The sequence below is a fragment of the Leisingera aquaemixtae genome (assembly GCF_001458395.1).
Lineage (GTDB): Bacteria > Pseudomonadota > Alphaproteobacteria > Rhodobacterales > Rhodobacteraceae > Leisingera > Leisingera aquaemixtae.
Window position 1 is genome coordinate 342132 of the sequence record NZ_CYSR01000010.1, and the last position, 16320, is coordinate 358451.

18 protein-coding genes are annotated in these 16320 nt (G+C 66.1%); 8 read left to right on the forward strand and 10 right to left on the reverse strand.

What is annotated here, in order from left to right:
* Window positions 1-85 precede the first annotated feature (85 nt).
* From PHA8399_RS05420 to PHA8399_RS05430, 3 genes are all read right to left on the reverse strand, one after another.
* The gene (locus PHA8399_RS05420; protein WP_058285253.1) at window positions 86-1120 is read right to left on the reverse strand and encodes a hypothetical protein; all 1035 of its coding nucleotides are present in this window, start codon (window positions 1118-1120) and stop codon (window positions 86-88) included.
* A gap of 21 nt (window positions 1121-1141) precedes the next feature.
* A complete protein-coding gene (gene greA, locus PHA8399_RS05425) occupies window positions 1142-1612 on the reverse strand; it encodes a transcription elongation factor GreA (RefSeq protein ID WP_008555606.1) in 471 nt (156 codons plus the stop codon).
* 251 nt (window positions 1613-1863) lie between these two features.
* Entirely contained in the window at window positions 1864-2244 is a 381-nt protein-coding gene (locus PHA8399_RS05430) for a VOC family protein (RefSeq protein WP_058285155.1), read from the reverse strand.
* Between the two features lie 96 nt (window positions 2245-2340).
* Here PHA8399_RS05430 and soxR point away from each other — a divergent pair, with 96 nt between their 5' ends.
* The 4 genes from soxR to PHA8399_RS05450 all read left to right on the forward strand — a co-directional run bounded on the left by soxR (window position 2341) and on the right by PHA8399_RS05450 (window position 7298).
* Complete coding sequence (gene soxR, locus PHA8399_RS05435; protein ID WP_058285156.1) at window positions 2341-2820, forward strand: redox-sensitive transcriptional activator SoxR; 480 nt, start codon at window positions 2341-2343, stop codon at window positions 2818-2820.
* 168 nt (window positions 2821-2988) lie between these two features.
* A complete protein-coding gene (locus tag PHA8399_RS05440; protein WP_058285157.1) occupies window positions 2989-4638 on the forward strand; it encodes an electron transfer flavoprotein-ubiquinone oxidoreductase in 1650 nt (549 codons plus the stop codon).
* Window positions 4639-4774: 136 nt separating this feature from the next.
* A complete protein-coding gene (locus tag PHA8399_RS05445; RefSeq protein WP_058285158.1) occupies window positions 4775-6487 on the forward strand; it encodes a tetratricopeptide repeat protein in 1713 nt (570 codons plus the stop codon).
* The gene (locus tag PHA8399_RS05450; RefSeq protein ID WP_058285159.1) at window positions 6477-7298 is read left to right on the forward strand and encodes a 4-(cytidine 5'-diphospho)-2-C-methyl-D-erythritol kinase; all 822 of its coding nucleotides are present in this window, start codon (window positions 6477-6479) and stop codon (window positions 7296-7298) included. The genes PHA8399_RS05445 and PHA8399_RS05450 overlap by 11 nt, the downstream gene beginning before the upstream one ends.
* A gap of 125 nt (window positions 7299-7423) precedes the next feature.
* Here the strand turns inward: PHA8399_RS05450 and PHA8399_RS05455 are convergent, their stop codons facing one another.
* Entirely contained in the window at window positions 7424-8422 is a 999-nt protein-coding gene (locus PHA8399_RS05455) for a polyprenyl synthetase family protein (RefSeq protein WP_058285160.1), read from the reverse strand.
* A 57-nt stretch (window positions 8423-8479) separates the two neighbouring features.
* Here PHA8399_RS05455 and PHA8399_RS05460 point away from each other — a divergent pair, with 57 nt between their 5' ends.
* The 3 genes from PHA8399_RS05460 to PHA8399_RS21840 all read left to right on the forward strand — a co-directional run bounded on the left by PHA8399_RS05460 (window position 8480) and on the right by PHA8399_RS21840 (window position 9869).
* Window positions 8480-8695 carry a putative signal transducing protein gene (locus PHA8399_RS05460; protein ID WP_027244615.1) on the forward strand — a complete coding sequence of 72 codons (216 nt, stop codon included), beginning with the start codon at window positions 8480-8482 and terminating at the stop codon, window positions 8693-8695.
* Complete coding sequence (locus PHA8399_RS05465; protein WP_058285161.1) at window positions 8692-9459, forward strand: tRNA1(Val) (adenine(37)-N6)-methyltransferase; 768 nt, start codon at window positions 8692-8694, stop codon at window positions 9457-9459. Before PHA8399_RS05460 ends, PHA8399_RS05465 begins: the two co-directional genes overlap by 4 nt.
* A 236-nt stretch (window positions 9460-9695) precedes the next feature.
* A complete protein-coding gene (locus tag PHA8399_RS21840) occupies window positions 9696-9869 on the forward strand; it encodes a YdcH family protein (protein ID WP_008557220.1) in 174 nt (57 codons plus the stop codon).
* Window positions 9870-9936: 67 nt separating this feature from the next.
* Here the strand turns inward: PHA8399_RS21840 and yddG are convergent, their stop codons facing one another.
* Window positions 9937-10815, reverse strand: a complete 879-nt coding sequence (yddG, locus tag PHA8399_RS05470; protein WP_058285162.1) for an aromatic amino acid exporter YddG — start codon at window positions 10813-10815, stop codon at window positions 9937-9939.
* Window positions 10812-11759, reverse strand: a complete 948-nt coding sequence (locus PHA8399_RS05475) for a transcriptional regulator GcvA (RefSeq protein ID WP_058285163.1) — start codon at window positions 11757-11759, stop codon at window positions 10812-10814. Before PHA8399_RS05475 ends, yddG begins: the two co-directional genes overlap by 4 nt.
* 112 nt (window positions 11760-11871) lie before the next feature.
* On the opposite strand from PHA8399_RS05475, the gene PHA8399_RS22630 reads away from it, so the two are divergent.
* On the forward strand, window positions 11872-12021 hold the full coding sequence (locus PHA8399_RS22630) for a hypothetical protein (protein WP_167592825.1): 150 nt from the start codon (window positions 11872-11874) through the stop codon (window positions 12019-12021).
* Window positions 12022-12111: 90 nt separating this feature from the next.
* Here the strand turns inward: PHA8399_RS22630 and PHA8399_RS05480 are convergent, their stop codons facing one another.
* From PHA8399_RS05480 to PHA8399_RS05495, 4 genes are all read right to left on the reverse strand, one after another.
* Window positions 12112-12378, reverse strand: a complete 267-nt coding sequence (locus tag PHA8399_RS05480) for a hypothetical protein (protein WP_058285164.1) — start codon at window positions 12376-12378, stop codon at window positions 12112-12114.
* Window positions 12350-13840: a S8 family peptidase gene (locus tag PHA8399_RS05485; RefSeq protein WP_145976974.1), complete on the reverse strand. Its 1491-nt coding sequence runs from the start codon at window positions 13838-13840 to the stop codon at window positions 12350-12352. Before PHA8399_RS05485 ends, PHA8399_RS05480 begins: the two co-directional genes overlap by 29 nt.
* 143 nt (window positions 13841-13983) lie before the next feature.
* On the reverse strand, window positions 13984-14706 hold the full coding sequence (gene phbB, locus PHA8399_RS05490; protein ID WP_058285166.1) for an acetoacetyl-CoA reductase: 723 nt from the start codon (window positions 14704-14706) through the stop codon (window positions 13984-13986).
* A 193-nt stretch (window positions 14707-14899) separates the two neighbouring features.
* Complete coding sequence (locus PHA8399_RS05495; RefSeq protein ID WP_058285254.1) at window positions 14900-16075, reverse strand: acetyl-CoA C-acetyltransferase; 1176 nt, start codon at window positions 16073-16075, stop codon at window positions 14900-14902.
* Window positions 16076-16320: the final 245 nt, after the last annotated feature.

Consider the following 16320-nt stretch of genomic DNA (forward strand, 5'->3'; position numbering starts at 1 on the left):
CGCGCTGACGCCCGGCGCCGCTCCGCTCTTTCATCTTTCCAGAAATACTCGCGCCGCAGGCAGCGGCCCGGTCAGGGCCGCCCGATCAATCAAACGTCCCGGCGACCCGGCCCAGCAGCATGAAGGCGCGGGCGGTGCGGGTGTTGCCAAGCGCGGAAATCTCGCCGTCGGTGGCTTCGGCCTCGAAATCCGCAAACATCTGGTCGAACCGGCGCAGGAAGTGGTGCGCCGCGTCGCGGAAGATCGGGTCCTGTTTCATCCGCGCTGCGGTCAGCGCCAGCGAGGTGCGGTCGCGCACGCCGCCAAGCGCCGCCACCGCGCGGCCGCGCGCGCCTTGGCCGAACTGGCGCCAGACCTCGGGCCGGGCCATGTCGGGCCGCAGGTCGTCCATATAGATGCCGTCCTGGCTGAGCAGCGTCAGCACGTCTTGCGAGGCCTGGATCACCTGCGCCGCCTTGCGGTCCTTGAGCGCGGCGCGCAGGGCGGCAAAGCCTTCTTCATCCTCGGCAGTTTCCGGGAAATTCAGGGCGCGGATGAACTGATCCGCAGGCAGCGGCGGCGCGGTGTCCGCGGCCTGGGTGCCAAGCGCCAGCGAACCCTGGCCGGCGGCAGTCATCTCGGCGGCCTCGGCGGGGATTGCCGGGCGCACCGGATTGGCGCGGCGGCTGGTGTGGAAGGTGGCCAGCGCGGTTTCGGTCTTGCGGGTCGCCTCGGCGATCTCCTCCAGCCGCTTGGCCATCGACGGCTCGGCCACCGCGGCATGCTGCTGGGCCTGGGCCAGATAGGTCTGCCGCAGCCCGTCGATGGCGGCCTGCAGCTGTTCGCTTTCCTCCCGCATCACCCGGGCCGAGCGCGCGGCAGAGGCGGCGACCCACAGCATCGCCAGCGGCAGCACCACCGCCAGCACACCGGTGATCAGATCGGTCCATTGCGACAGGCCGGCGCCGTGCGGGGCAAAGACATAGAACGCAACTGCCGCCAGCAGCCACAGCGCCCCCAGCCCGATGGCCACCAGCTCGGCCCCGCCCAGCCCGCTGCCCGCGGGCGCGTCATAGCTGCGCAGCGGGCGTCCGCCTGCGGAGGTCGGGCTGGAGCCCGGGCTGCTGCTGGAGCCTGTCATGACCATTCACCGCCTTGCAGATCAGGAATAGACGATCTTGAGGATCTCGTAGGACCGTTCGCCGCCGGGCGTACGCACTTCGACACTGTCCCCTTCGTCCTTGCCGATCAAGGCGCGCGCGATGGGGGATTTGATATTCAACAGCCCCGCTTCGATGTTGGCCTCATGCTCGCCGACGATCTGCCAGGTCTTTTCCTCGTCGGTGTCCTCGTCCACCACGGTCACCTTGGCGCCGAACTTGATCGCCCCGTTCAGCTTGGCCGGGTTGATCACATCGGCCAGCGACAGGATGCCTTCCAGCTCCTTGATGCGGCCCTCGATGAAGGACTGTTTCTCGCGGGCAGAGTGGTATTCGGCGTTTTCCGACAGGTCGCCCAGCTCGCGCGCTTCGGCGATCGCCTGGATGATGGCCGGGCGTTCGACGGATTTCAGGGTCTTCAGTTCGCTTTCCAAGGCAGCGTGACCCGCCGGGGTCATCGGGATCTTTTCCATGTGGTTGGTCCAGGTCGCTCTTTATGTTTTGTTTTTGTCAGTACGAAAGCCGGAGCCCCGCAGCATGTGCCGCGGGGCGTCCGGTCCGGTTGACAATTACCTGACCCAATCCGGTGCCTGATTTCAAGTGGCCGCGGGGGCTGCTGGCCCGCAAATCCGCCTAACTGCGTGCTTTGGCCGGCTTTTCCACAGGAATGCGCAAGAAAATGCCGTGCGCGGGCAGCCGCGGAAGCCCCGCTTGCCACAGCAGGTCAATCATATTGCACCGCCTCGTATTCGATGCCGTTTTCATCGTGGAAATAAAACCGGCGGCCCGGCTCGTAGTCGCCGTGGTTCATCGGCGTGAAACCTGCAGCCTTCACCGCGGCCTCGGTGGCGTCCAGATCCTCGACAATCACCGCCAGGTGGTTCAGCCCGCCGATAATGCCGTAGCTTTCCGGCGCTTTGCCTGCAGAGGTACGCGGCGTGTACAGCGCCAGATAGCTGTTTTCCCCGCCAACATGCACAGTGTAGCCGCCGTTCTTGGCCTCGCCCTGCCAGCGCACATGCCAGCCGAAAACACTTTCCATCCAGGCCGCGGTGCCATGGGGGTCTGCGACGGTGACATTTGCATGTTCCAGAACTGCGCTCATCGGAAATCTCCTTTTGCCTGAGCAAACCTGTTGATGCGACTCACCCTAGGTCCTAAACCTAACTTTAGCTCAAGAGATTTCTTCAGGGAGTTCCCCATGCCCCAGTCTGCCGGGATTTCCATCGGGTATCTGGCCGAACGCACCGGCCTCGCGGTGTCCGCCATCCGCTATTACGAGGCGCAAGGCCTGGTGGAGCCCTGGCGCAACGCCGGCGGCCAACGGCGGTTCCAGCGGGCCGATATCCGGCGGCTCAGCTTCATCATGATCGCGCAGCAGTTCGGTTTTTCCCTGCCGCAAATCCGCGGCTTCCTCAAAAGCCTGCCGGGCAGCCGCACCCCCACCAAAGACGACTGGGCGCGTATTTCCGAGAACTTCCGCAGCCACCTGGATCAGCGAATCGAGACCCTGGTCAAACTGCGCGACAATCTGGACGGCTGTATCGGTTGCGGCTGCCTGTCGCTGCCGAACTGCAAGCTTTACAATCCCGAGGACCGGGCGGCACAGAAGGGGCAGGGACCCCGGTACCTGATGGGAGACCGGCCCGAGACAGAGATGGCGGCGGAAAATGATCCTTGAGTGACGATAATGGACGCACTTTTTGTCTCAGTTGCCTGTTTTACAGGTGTTTGACGCGGAGTTTGGATTGACCCATGGGGGCGCCGAACGCTAAGCAACCGCGAAAGAATATTGCGCCCGCAGACTGTTGCGGGGCCGGTAGCAAAAGTTAGCCAAGGAGCGCCGCAGATGGCCGAGATTGAACGCGAAGCGATGGAATACGACGTGGTGATCGTCGGGGCCGGCCCTGCTGGTCTGTCCGCGGCCATCCGCCTGAAACAGCTGGACGCCGACCTGCAGGTCGTGGTCCTGGAAAAGGGCTCCGAAGTGGGCGCGCACATTCTGTCGGGCGCGGTGCTGGATCCCTGCGGCCTGAATGCGCTGATCCCCGACTGGAAAGAAAAGGGCGCGCCGCTGAACGTGGAAGTCAAGGAAGACAACTTCTACATGCTGGGCGAGGCGGGCCACGTCCGCATCCCCAACTTCCCGATGCCGCCCTTGATGAACAACCATGGCAACTACATCGTCTCCATGGGCAACGTCTGCCGCTGGATGGCGGAGCAGGCCGAGGAAATGGGCGTCGAGATCTTCCCGGGCATGGCGTGCTCGGAACTGGTCTACGGCGACAATGGCGAAGTGAAGGGCGTGGTTGCCGGCGAATTCGGCAAGAACCCCGACGGCACCCCAGGCCCGGCCTATGAGCCCGGCATGGAGCTGCACGGCAAATATGTCTTCCTGGGCGAAGGCGTGCGCGGCTCGCTGTCCAAGGAAGTGATCGCCAAATACGGCCTGTCTGACGGCAAGGAGCCGCAGAAATACGGCGTCGGCATGAAAGAGATCTGGGAGATCGACCCGGCCAAGCACAAGGAAGGCACCGTCACCCACACCATGGGCTGGCCGCTGGGTTCCAATGCGGGCGGCGGCTCGTTCATCTACCACCTGGACAACAATCAGGTGTACGTGGGCTTCGTGGTGCACCTGAACTACAAGAACCCGCACCTGTTCCCCTACATGGAATTCCAGCGCTTCAAGCACCACCCGGTGGTGGCCGAGCTGCTGAAGGGCGGCAAGCGCGTGGCCTATGGCGCCCGTGCCATCACCGAAGGCGGCTGGCAGTCGATGCCGAAACTGGTGGCGCCGGGCGTGGCGCTCCTGGGCTGCTCCGCGGGCATGGTCAACGTGCCGCGCATCAAGGGCAACCACAACGCGATGCTGTCGGGCAAGGCCGCAGCCGAAGCCGCCTTTGACGCGATCAAGGCAGAGCGTTCCGGCGATGAGCTGACCGCCTATGAAGCCGACGTGCGCGACGGCGCCATCGGCAAGGATCTCAAGATGGTCCGCAACGTGAAACCGATGTGGTCCAAGTGGGGCCTCACCGCCTCGCTGGCGCTGGGCGGCCTCGACATGTGGACCAACAACCTCCTTGGCTTCTCCTTCTTCGGCACCCTGGGCCACGGCAAGAACGATGCCGAGGCGACCGAGGAAGCCTCCAAGCACAAGGTGATCGACTATCCCAAGCCCGATGGCGTGCTGTCGTTTGACCGCCTGACCAACGTCAGCTTCTCGATGACCAACCACGAGGAAAGCCAGCCCTGCCACCTGCGCCTGGGCAACGAGGACACCCCGGTCCGGGTCAACCTGCCGAAATATGCCGAACCGGCGCAGCGCTATTGCCCGGCCGGTGTCTACGAAGTGGTGGAAAAGGACGGCCAGCCGGAGTTCGTGATCAACTTCCAGAACTGCGTCCACTGCAAGACCTGCGACATCAAGGATCCGTCCCAGAACATCACCTGGACCACACCCCAGGGCGGCGACGGCCCGAACTACCCCAACATGTAACGGGAAGTTTAAATTTTCGGCGCGCTTTCGCCGGATTTTATGGGGCGGCCGCCGGGCCGCCCCATTGCGTGTTGACGGCCGCCGCACTACCCTTTCTTAGAAGAGCAAGAGCAGTAAATCGTAAGGGGGTCCCCGCGTGCCCGTATCCATTCTTCGCAGCTTGACCTGTGCGGCCCTGATGGCCGCCGCCGCCCCTGCCGTGCAGGCAGAGGGGCTGGCAGGATCCTACCTGGCCGGGCGCGCCGCGACCTATGACAGCGACTTTGCCGCGGCGGCGCTTTATTACACCCAGGCGCTGGCGCGCGACCCGCAAAATCCGCTGCTGATGGAAAACGTGGTGTTTGCCCAGCTCGCCATGGGCAAGGCGGAACTCGCCGTGCCGGTGGCGGAGCGCCTGCGCCAGATCGGCGCGCGCAGCCAGGTGGCCAGCATCGTCATTGCCGGCGGTCATGCTTCCGGCGGGAATTTCCAGGCGCTGCTGGAGCGCGATCTCGAACGCGAGGCAATCCACCCGCTGGTGGACGGGCTGCTGGAAGGCTGGGCGCATATCGGCACCGGGTCGGTGTCCAGCGCGCTCAAGACGTTTGACCGGATGGCCAAGGACAGCAGCCTGAAGCCTTTCGTGCTTTATCACCGGGCGCTGGCGCTGGCCTCCGCCGGCGATTACGGCGGCGCCGAGGCGCTGTTCGCCGCCGAGGACGGGCGCCTGGCCAGCCTCAGCCGCCGCGCCGCGGTGGCGCGGGTGCAGATCCTGTCGCAGCTGGGCCGCAACGAAGAGGCCCGCGAGACGCTGGAGGCGGCTTTCGGCAGCCGCCTCGACCCCGGGCTGGAAGCGCTGGATGCGCAGCTGCAGGACGGCAAGACCTTGGCCTACACCATCGCGCCGGGCCCGCGCGAAGGCATTGCCGAGGTCTTCTTTACCCTGGGGGCGGCGCTGAATGGCGATACCGCCAATGATTACGTGCTGATGTATGCCCGCATGGCGGCGTCGGTGCGGCCCGACCACGTGGACGCCATTTTGCTGAGCGCCAGTCTGCTGGACCAGCTGGGCCGTTACGAGCTGTCGGTGGCGACTTACAAGCAGGTGCCGCGCAGCCATCCGGATTACCACGCCGCGGAACTGGGGCGCGCCGAGGCACTGCGCCGCGCGGCCAAGCCGGATGCGGCGATCGAGGTGCTGGAGCAGCTGGCGCGGCAATTTCCGGACCAGCCCGGCGTCTACGTCAGCCTCGGCGACCTGTTACGCCAGCAGGAGGACTATGCAGGGGCGGCCCGGGCCTATGACAAGGCGCTGGCAAACACGCCGGAGGATGACGGCAGCCGCTGGTTCCTGCTGTATGCCCGCGGCATCTGCCACGAGCGGCTGAACCAGTGGGAGCAGGCGGAGGCGGACTTCCGTGCCTCTCTGGCGCTGGAGCCGGACCGGCCGCAGGTGCTGAACTACCTGGGCTACTCGCTGGTGGAAAAGCGCAGCAAGCTGGATGAGGCGCTCAACATGATCGAGCGCGCGGTCGCCGCGCGGCCCGACTCCGGTTATATCGTCGACTCCCTTGGCTGGGTGCTGTACCGCCTGGGCCGCTTTGACGAGGCGGTGGCGCATATGGAGCGTGCGGTGGAACTGATGCCGGTGGACCCGGTGGTGAATGACCATCTGGGCGATGTCTACTGGGCCGTGGGACGCGCGCGCGAGGCAGAGTTCCAGTGGAAGCGCGCCCTCTCCTTCATCGACCCGGAAGACACCGACGGCGAGGCCGACCCTGAGCGCATCCGCCGCAAGCTGGACATCGGCCTGGACGCGGTGCTGGCCGAAGAGGGCGCAGAACCCCTGAAGGTCGCCAATGGCGGCTGAGGTCTTTGCGCCTGCCAAGATCAACCTGACCCTGCATGTGACCGGCCGCCGCGCGGACGGCTATCACCTGCTGGATTCGCTGGTGGTCTTTGCGGACACCGGCGACCGGCTGCGGCTTGACCCCGGCCCGGAGCTGGCGCTGGAGGTCTCCGGCCTGTTTGCGGACGGCGTGCCAGCGGATCAGCGCAACCTGGTGTGGCAAGCCGCTGCCGGGGCGGGCTGGACCGGGCGCATCAGCCTGGACAAGCAGCTGCCGCACGGCGCCGGCATCGGCGGCGGGTCATCGGATGCCGCTGCCGTCCTGCGCGCACTGGCCGGGCAGGGCACCGGTATCCCCGAAGACCTGCCGCTGTCGCTTGGCGCCGATGTGCCGGTCTGCATGGCGGCGCGGGCGTCACGGATGCAGGGGATCGGCGAGCAGGTCACGCGGGTGGCGCTGCCGGAACTGCACGCGCTCTTGGTCAATCCGGGCGTGCATGTGCCCACTGGCGCGGTCTTCTCCGCGCTTGCCTCGCGTGACAACCCGCCGAAGCCGTCAGACATCCCGTCCTTCACCTCTGCCGAAGACTGCGCCGCCTGGCTTGGCGAACAGCGCAACGATCTGGAAGCCCCGGCCATCACCGCCGCGCCGGACATCGAACGGGTGCTATCGGATCTGCGCAGCTCCCGCCAGGCCTTGCTCGCGCGCATGTCCGGCTCCGGTGCCACCTGCTTTGCGCTCTATCCCACGAAAAAGGCCGCCCACATGGCGGCCTATGAAATCGGGGCGGAGCATCCCGACTGGTGGTGCAGCGCGGTCACCCTGACTTGACGGGCGCACTCCGCCGCCGGTAAGGGCGCTCCGGGGTATTGCGCGCCGCGGGCTCGCCTTTTCATCTTTGCAAAAATACTCTGGGGTGAGCGCCGCAGGCGCGAGGGGCAAAGCCCCTCCGGGCATCAGTTCAGCCGCGCCACCACGTAATCGGCCAGGTCGCTCAGCATGGTGCGGATCTCGTGATCGGGCAGCACCTCCAGCGCCGCGCGGGCCTTGGCCGCCCACCCCAGCGCATCCTGCCGCGTGGCCTCCAGCGTGCCGTATTTCGCCATCAGCGCCAGCGCCTCTTCCAGATCGCCGTCCTGCTGCTTGCCTTTCTCGATAGTGCGGGTCCAGAAGGCGCGCTCCTCGTCCGTCGCATGCGCCACCGCCTTGATCACCGGCAGGGTCAGCTTGCGCTCGCGGAAGTCGTCGCCGACGTTCTTGCCGGTCGCCTTGCTGTCGCCCTGGTAGTCCAGCAGGTCATCGGCAATCTGGAAGGCAATCCCCAGCGCATCGCCATACTCAAACAGCGCTTTCACCTGTGCCTCCGGCGCGCCGGCAATCACACCGCCCACCTCGGTCGCGGCCGAGAACAGCGCCGCGGTCTTGCCGCGCACCACCTGCAAATAGATGCCTTCATCGGTCTTCAGGTTCGACGCCGCGGTCATCTGCAGCACTTCGCCCTCGGCGATGGTGGCGGAGGCGTTGGCGAGGATGTCCAGCACCCGCAGGGAGCCGGTTTCGACCATCAGTTGGAAGCTGCGGGCAAACAGGTAGTCGCCCACCAGGACAGAACTCTTGTTGTCCCAGAGCAGGTTTGCAGTGGGCCGCCCGCGCCGCTGGGCGCTTTCGTCGACCACGTCGTCATGCAGCAGGGTGGCGGTGTGGATGAACTCCACCGTGGCGGCCAGCTTCAGGTGATGGTCGCCCTCGTAACCGCAGAGCCGCGCCGCCGCCAGCGTCAGCATCGGCCGCAGCCGCTTGCCGCCCGCCTCGACCAGATGCGCGGTCACCTCAGGGATCCGCGGGGCGTGTTCGGAGGCCATCCGGGTGCGGATCAGCGCATTCACCGCCTCCAACTCCTGGCTCAGCGTGGCGGCCAGCATCTCATGCGGCTTCCGGGTCATCACTTGGTCCATCACTTTCCCGCTTGCAAGGCTCGACAAGGCGCGGGCCTTGCCCTTAGATCCAAATCCATGAAAGAGCTTCTGCGCAGCACCGATCCGACGATCATCGCCTTTGCCTCCGCCCTCCTTGAGGGAGAGGATATAGACTGCTTTCAAATGGACGTAAATATGAGCGTCCTGGAAGGCGGGATCGGAATTTTCCCGCGCCGTCTGATGGTTCGCGCCGAGGATTACGACGCCGCCGTGGTGGTGATGCGCGACAATGAAATCCCGCTGGGCAGATGAGCGGCTTCCGCGAAGACGAGCTGACCCGCAACGGCTTTCTCGGCGGCAGGGTGCAGCTGTGGCAGCCCGCCCGCGGCTACCGCGCCGGGGTGGATCCGGTGCTGCTGGCGGCGGCGGTCCCCGCGCGGGCCGGAGAGGCGGTGCTGGAGCTGGGCTGCGGTGCCGGCCAGGCGCTGCTGTGCCTGGCGGCACGGGTGCCGGGGCTGGCCCTGGCAGGGGTGGAGCTGCAAGCGCCTTATGCGGACCTCGCCCGCCGCAATGCTGCCGCCAGCGGGCAGGCGATTGATGTCTATGAGGCCGATCTCGCCGCGCTGCCGGAGGCGCTGAAGCAGCGCCAGTTTCATCACGTCATCGCCAATCCGCCCTATTACAGGGCCGGCGCCCACAGCCAGGCCCGCGACACGGGCCGCAAGATTGCCTTGGGGGAGGGCACGCCGCTGGCGGACTGGATCGGTGCCGCCGCCCGCCGCCTCGCGCCCAAGGGTTATCTGCACATGATCCAGCGCGCCGACCGGCTGCCGGACATGCTGGCGGGCTGCTCCGGTGTGCTTGGCTCGCTGGAGGTTCTGCCGCTGGCCCCGCGCCAGGCCCGCGCGGCGGAACTGGTGATCCTGCGCGCGCGCAAGGGCGGGCGGGCCGGCTTCCGGCTGCATGCACCGCTGATTCTGCATGAAGGCGACCGGCACGAACGCGATGGCGAGAGCTACCGGCCGGAAATCCGCGCGGTTCTGCGCGACGGCGCCGCCTTGCCCTGGCCGGGCTGAGACGCTGTTTCCCAGCGGCGCAAACTTAGGGGCGCGGCCGGCTGGTTTCAACCTTTGGCGAATCCAGATCCGCGGGTTTCTGCTGCTATGCGCCGGCGTCTGCGGCAAAATGCGCGGCGCATAGCCGATATGAAAATTTCATGACAAAAATACTGCGGCTGCAGCGTGACAGATGCGGGAACTTGTGCTCCACTCATATTCGTCAAACACATCTAGCTCAAAGAAGGAGGGTTGCCATGAGCCTCAGCTCGCATCTGACCGAACTTAAGAAGAAGCACGAGCACCTGAGCATGGAAGTGGAACAGGCCCAACGGTCACCCAGTACCGACGGGCTGCAGATTGCAGCGATGAAAAAGCAGAAGCTCAAACTGAAGGAAGAGATTGAGCGCCTGACGGCCGAAGCGGTCTGAGGGGGCTTGCCGGGGCCTTGCCCGGCATGAGGTTTGGAGGGCCTGCCCGGTTGCGGCGGCCCTCTTTTTATTTGCGGGGCTTTGCGGCACCGGTGCTGGCCCGGGCGGCAGTCAGCGCGCCGCCGGTGATCAGCGCCGCCGCCAGCGCCAGCCCCCAGGAGGCCGCGGCAATTCCCGCCAGCACCAGGATCAGCGTTGACAAAAGCGGCGCCGCATAGGAGCTGGTGCCAAGCATCTGGATATCGCCCTGCTTGACGCCAATGTCCCACACGTAGAACGCCAGCCCCACGGGGCCGAGCCCCAGCAGCAGGGTCGACACCCAGCCCAGCGTGCCTGCGGGCCACACCGTCTCCTCCAGCATAAAATGCAGCCCCCAGGAGGCCACGGCGGTCGCCAGGCAGAACACCGCGACCGAACTGGTCGGCGCGCCGCCCACCAGCCGCGACAGCACCGAATAGCCGGACCAGGTGAGCGCGCACAGCAGCGCCAGCCCGTAGCCCGGCAGATACTGCGCCTCAAACCCGCCGCCGCCGCCGGAAATGATGGTCGCCGCCCCGGCAAAGCCCAAGCCGGCGCCGATCAGATGCCCCGCTTTCAGCTGCTCGCCGGGCAGCAGGCCGGACAGCAGCACGATCAGCAGGGGCCACAGATAGGCGATCAGCCCGGCCTCCGCGGCGGGCGCCAGCCGCAGCGCCGAGAAATACAGCGCGTGATAGCCGAACAGCCCCAGGGTGCCGAAGATGTAGACCCTGACCGGCACGTGGCGCAGCTGGCCCAGCTTGCCCGACGCTGCGGTCCAGATGATCCCCAGGGTGCCGCCGATGGTGAAGCACAGCGCGTTCAGCAGCAGCGGCGGGGCAGGTTCCGAGCCGACGGTCAGCAGCGCCAGCAGCGCCCACAGCAAAACAGCGATGAAGCCAATGGCGGTTGCGCGGGTCTTGGTCATTGGGGTTGCAAATCCTGAACAGGGATAATGTCGAAATCGCCCCACATATGCGCGGTTTTTTCGATTTCCGCAAAGAACCAGTCGCGGAAGGCTACGATCTGCGGCCGGTCCCTGGCTTCCGGCAGGCACAGGAAGCGGAACCGCGCATCGGTCTGGATCGCCACCTTGAACGGCGCCACCAGCCGCCCCTCCCGGACGTCCTTGATGATCAGCGGCCGCCGCCCCAGCGCCACGCCCAGGCCCGCGCAAGCGGCGTCAATGGCGTGATCTGGTGCCGAAAAATGGGTGCCGGTGCCAGGGGCGAATTCCACGCCCACTGCCTGAAACCACGCAGGCCAGTCGCAGCCCGGCGCAACGGTGCTGAGGGAATCGTCGAAGATCAGCGGCGCGCGGCGCAGCGACTCCGGGGTCGGAAACTGCGCGTGCATCTCCGGCGTCATCACAGGTGTCAGCCAGTCGGGGCGCGTGCCGTAGGACGCCAGCCCGGCATCGTCGGAGACGCCAAAGCGGATCGCCACATCCACACCGCCGCGGCGCAGGTCCACCACCTTGAGCGAGGCCGACAGCCGCAGCTCGATCTCCGGATGGCTGCGGGCGAATTCGAACAGCCGCGGCGCCAGCCATTTCGCCGTCAGCGCAGGCCCGGCGGTTACCGTCAGCGTGGTCTCATCCAGCAGCCGCCGGGTGCTCTGCCAGGCTTGGCCCAGCGCCCGGAAACCCTCGGCGGCGCCGGGGGCCAGCGTCTCCCCCGCCTCGGTCAGCTCCACGGCGCGGTTCAGGCGCCGGAACAGCGGCTGGCCCAGATGCTCCTCCAGCGATTTGATCTGAAACGACAGCGCCGCAGGGGTTACGTTCAGCTCCTCCGCTGCCTTGGCAAAGGACATGTGGCGGGCCGCGGCATCAAAGGCGCGCAGGGCGGTGAGGGGGGGCAGGCGGTCAGACATGATCACATAAGTATACCTTAACTGAACGCTGGAAAAGTCTCGTTTGTGCGTTTCCGGACATACCCTCATATTGGATGCAGGCAAAGGATACTGATCCGAAAGGAGGCCGAAGATGCTGGAATATTCTGCTGATGCCGCCGTGAGGTCTGCCATGGCCCGCGCCCACGCCGAACGCGGTCAGGTGCTGAAACTGGCCTGGACATGGCTGTTGGGCAAGAAGCCGGTGCCCGCCCTCCGCCCCAAGGTTTCCCGCTGGGCCTGAGCGCGCTCTAATTCGAGAAAAGGTTCTTACGGGATAGGAAGAGGGTCGGCCTTGCGGGGCTGGCCCTTGCCGTTTCTGCCACGAGCCGCTTCAGCGGGAGGTCTGGTGGCGGATCAGCGGTTCGATCCTGAGGTAGCGGCCCAGCTGCGCGTCCAGATGGCGCAAGGCGTCCGGGCTGGCAGACACCAGCACCCGCTCCCGGGCAGGCGGGCTGAGCAGCGTGAGCCCGTCAATGTCTTCCAGCTGGCTCTGCCAGTTCTGCGGCAGCTCCTCCCGCATCGTGCGCTTTACCGCAATCACATAATCGGCCATCGGCCCGGCCTCCGCTTCAGCTTCGGGGCATTCCGTGCCCTTCATATATGGCAGCAAGACCGATCGTCCTGCAAATTTCGCGCAGCCGGTGGCGGGCGAGGTCGCTGCGGAAGATATTGCGCGGCATCGCAAGGTAAGACGCATCTTCCGCCAGCACCCGCGCCAGCACGCCGCAGGCCACCGGTGTCGCCATCGAGGTGCCGTCGAGCGCCGCATAAGGCGCGGCGAGCCCGTGCCGGGCCGGGACCGGCGCGATGATGCCGACCCCCGGCGCGATGGCGTCGATTTCCGGTCCGAAGCAGGAGAAGCGGGCGAAGTAGAACCCGTCAAGGCCGAACAGCTCCGGCTGATCCGGCAACTGGCCGCCGGAAACGGAGTCCTCCGGCGCGGTGCCCAGCTTGCCCGCGGCGGAAACCGCGGCGGTTTCCGGCAGGGCGGCGGGGAAATGCACGAACTCAAAGGAATTGGCGGCGGCGCACAGGCACAGCGTGCCGCGCTCGGCGGCGTCCTGCACCGCATCCTGGACCACCTCGGATTTGACCGGCGCGCCCAGCGACAGGTTGATCAGATCCGCGCCCGCGCGGCTGAGGCTGTCGATTGCATCGGCAATGTCGATATTCGCGGCGCCTTCGCCGGGCGGGAACACCCGGGCCGTGTGCAGCTCAACGCCGGGCGCGATGCCGCCATGCACCAGCACCTCCCCCGGGCGCCCGGCGATGGTGCCGGCCACATGGGTGCCATGCACATCCGCATCCGCCCCGCCATCGGGGTCGTGGATGCCGAGGATAAAGGCGCCATGATCGGTGCCCTGAAGATGCGGATGCGGGCCCAGCCCGGTGTCGATGACGCCTACCCTGATGCCTGCGCCTGCGTCCGGCGCGAAACTGCTGATGCCGCTGGCGTGATGCCACCAGTCCAGCCGCCGGTTGCCCGGCAGCTTGCTGCAGACCACCGTGGTCTTCTGCCCCGAGACTTGCGCCCATCGCGCCCAGAAACCTGCATAGGGTTTGACGATGGCGGCCAGGGGCTGAAAGGCCAGGTTGCTCGGGAAGGCGGCGACCCCGTCTGCCCCGGTGCGGGCCTCCTCCCGCATCACCTCGCCATCCAGGCGCCGCAGGAACAAAATGACGGTGGCCTGCGCCAGCGGCGCGCCGCCGCCGCGCACATGGAACTCCAGCGGCGCGGCGCCTGCGGGCGCGGCCCGCATCAGCCCCGCCAGCGGCACCCGGGCGTGTTTGAACATAGAGAGCGCGCCCTCGCGCTCGTGCAGGATCAGCGGCTCGACGATCACGTCGCTGGAGGTGGCCGCATCCAGCGCAATCATCTCGGCCGGGGTGCCTTCGAGGATCACACTGCGCCGGGCCAGATCATCGGCCGGGCGGGATTCAGAGCGGATATGGGCGGTGGCGGGCAGCACCGTCAGCGCCTCGGCCAGCGCCGCGCGCGAGGCGGTCTTTTCGGCGTCCTGGAATTTGCCGGCGCGCCGGTTAGACATCACGAATTGCATGATCTGCACTCCCTCCTTGCTGCACGTATGAGGATAGTGCTTTTCGCGCCCGCAACCAGTTGCGGTTCAAGGCAGTTGCCGCCGCCTAAGCAGGGGCCCGCACCCCGCCGGGGCGGGGTGCGGGCTGTCATCGGTTCAGCGTGTCAGACGAAGAACTGCGCGCCGTTGGCGGAGATGGTCGAGCCGTTGATGAAGCCCGACTCGTCAGACGCCAGGAAGGCCACGCAGCGGGCGATCTCTTCCGGCTCGCCCAGGCGGCCGGCCGGGATCTGGGCAATGATCGATTCCCGCACCTTCTCCGGCACTGCCATCACCATTTCGGTGGCGATATAGCCGGGGCAGACCGCGTTGGCGGTGATGCCGGCGCGGGCGCCTTCCTGCGCCAGCGATTTCACGATGCCCAGGTCGCCTGCCTTGGTCGCGGCATAGTTCACCTGCGCGAACTGGCCCTTCTGGCCGTTGATTGAGGAGATCACGATGACGCGGCCGAACTTGCGCTCGCGCATGCCCGGCCAGACCGGGTGAACGGTGTTGAACACGCCTGTCAGGTTGGTGTCGATCACTTCCTGCCACTGCTGCGGCGTCATCTTGTGGAAGGGCGCGTCGCGGGTGATGCCGGCGTTGGCCACAACGATGTCGATCGGGCCCATTTCCTCTTCGACCTTGGCGATGCCGGCGGCGCTTTCCTCGTAGCTGCCAACATTCCATTTGTAGGTCTTGATGCCGGTTTCGTCGGTGAATTTCGCCGCGGCTTCGTCATTGCCGGCATAGGTCGCGGCCACATTGCAGCCCTGCGCCTTCAGCGCCTGGGAAATTGCTGCGCCGATGCCGCGGGAACCGCCGGTGACGAGTGCAGTACGTGCCATTCAAGAATCCTCCAGATGAGTTTTTGCTTTGGTAATCTTGCTACAGTTTTGCTTATGCGGGCGCAACATTATTGCGTCATGAAATTTCTGCATTGCCGCAATTAAATTGTCGCACCCGCGGAATACCGCTGAATTGTAAAAGAAAAAGGGCGCCCCGAAAGGGCGCCCTGCGATATCAGCGGATTTGCGCCACTTACGGGCGCTCCACGCACATGGCAACGCCCATGCCGCCGCCGATGCACAGCGTGGCCAGGCCTTTCTTGGCACCGCGGCGCTTCATTTCGAACAGAAGCGTGTTCAGAACCCGGCAGCCCGAGGCGCCGATCGGGTGGCCGATGGCAATGGCGCCGCCGTTCACGTTCACGATCGCCGGATCCCAGCCCATGTCCTTGTTCACCGCGCAGGCCTGGGCGGCAAAGGCTTCGTTGGCTTCGACCAGATCCAGGTCATTGACCGACCAGCCGGCCTTCTCCAGCGCCTTGCGGGAGGCATAGACCGGGCCGACGCCCATGATCGCCGGATCCAGCCCGGCGGTGGCGTAGGAGGCGATGCGGGCCAGCGGCTCGATGCCGCGGCGTTCGGCCTCGTCAGCGCTCATGAGCAGGGTGGCAGCGGCGCCGTCGTTCAGGCCGGAAGCGTTGGCCGCAGTGACCGAGCCGTCCCTGGTGAAGGCCGGGCGCAGCTTCTGCATCGCTTCCATGGTGGCGCCGTGGCGGATGTATTCGTCCTGGTCCACTACGGTTTCGCCCTTGCGGGTCTTCACGGTGAAGGCAGCGATCTCATCGGCGAACTTGCCTGCCTTCTGAGCCGCTTCGGCCTTGTTTTGCGAGGCGACAGCAAACTCGTCCTGCATGTCGCGGGAGATCTGCCACTGCTCGGCCACGTTTTCGGCGGTCTGGCCCATATGGTAGCCGTTGAAGGCGTCCCACAGGCCGTCGCGGATCATCGTGTCGATGTATTGCATGTCGCCCATCTTATGGCCCGCGCGCAGATGCGCGGCATGGGGGCTGAGGGTCATGTTCTCCTGGCCGCCGGCCGCCACGATGGATGCATCGCCCAGCTGGATGTGCTGCGCCCCAAGGGCCACGGCGCGCAGGCCGGAGCCGCAGACCTGGTTGATGCCCCAGGCGGCGCTTTCCTTGGGCAGGCCCGCATTGATATGCGCCTGGCGGGCCGGGTTCTGGCCCTGGGCGGCGGTCAGCACTTGGCCCAGAATGGTTTCCGAAACTTCGGATTTGTCGACACCGGCCCGCTCCACCACGGCTTCCAGCACCGCGGCGCCCAGATCATGGGCAGGGGTATTAGCGAACGCGCCGCCAAAGGAGCCGACGGCGGTGCGTGCGGCCGATGCGATTACAACATTGGTCATTGATTTCTGGTCCTCTGCCATCATTTTGGTCTTCGGAAAAGCGCCGCGCAAACGGCCGGGCCGTGCCTGCGCAACAATCTTTCCCGTATCCTCCGGGTCCCGGCATAATCTATTGCTGCACGTGCAGCAATTGACAGGGTGTCCCAGTCAGAGCGCAAGAGTCAACCGCCAGAAACGTCCTCTGCCGGAGGATTTCCGTCAGCGCCGGGGCGGGGGGCTGCGGGGCCGCGGACCCGGGCGCCGGA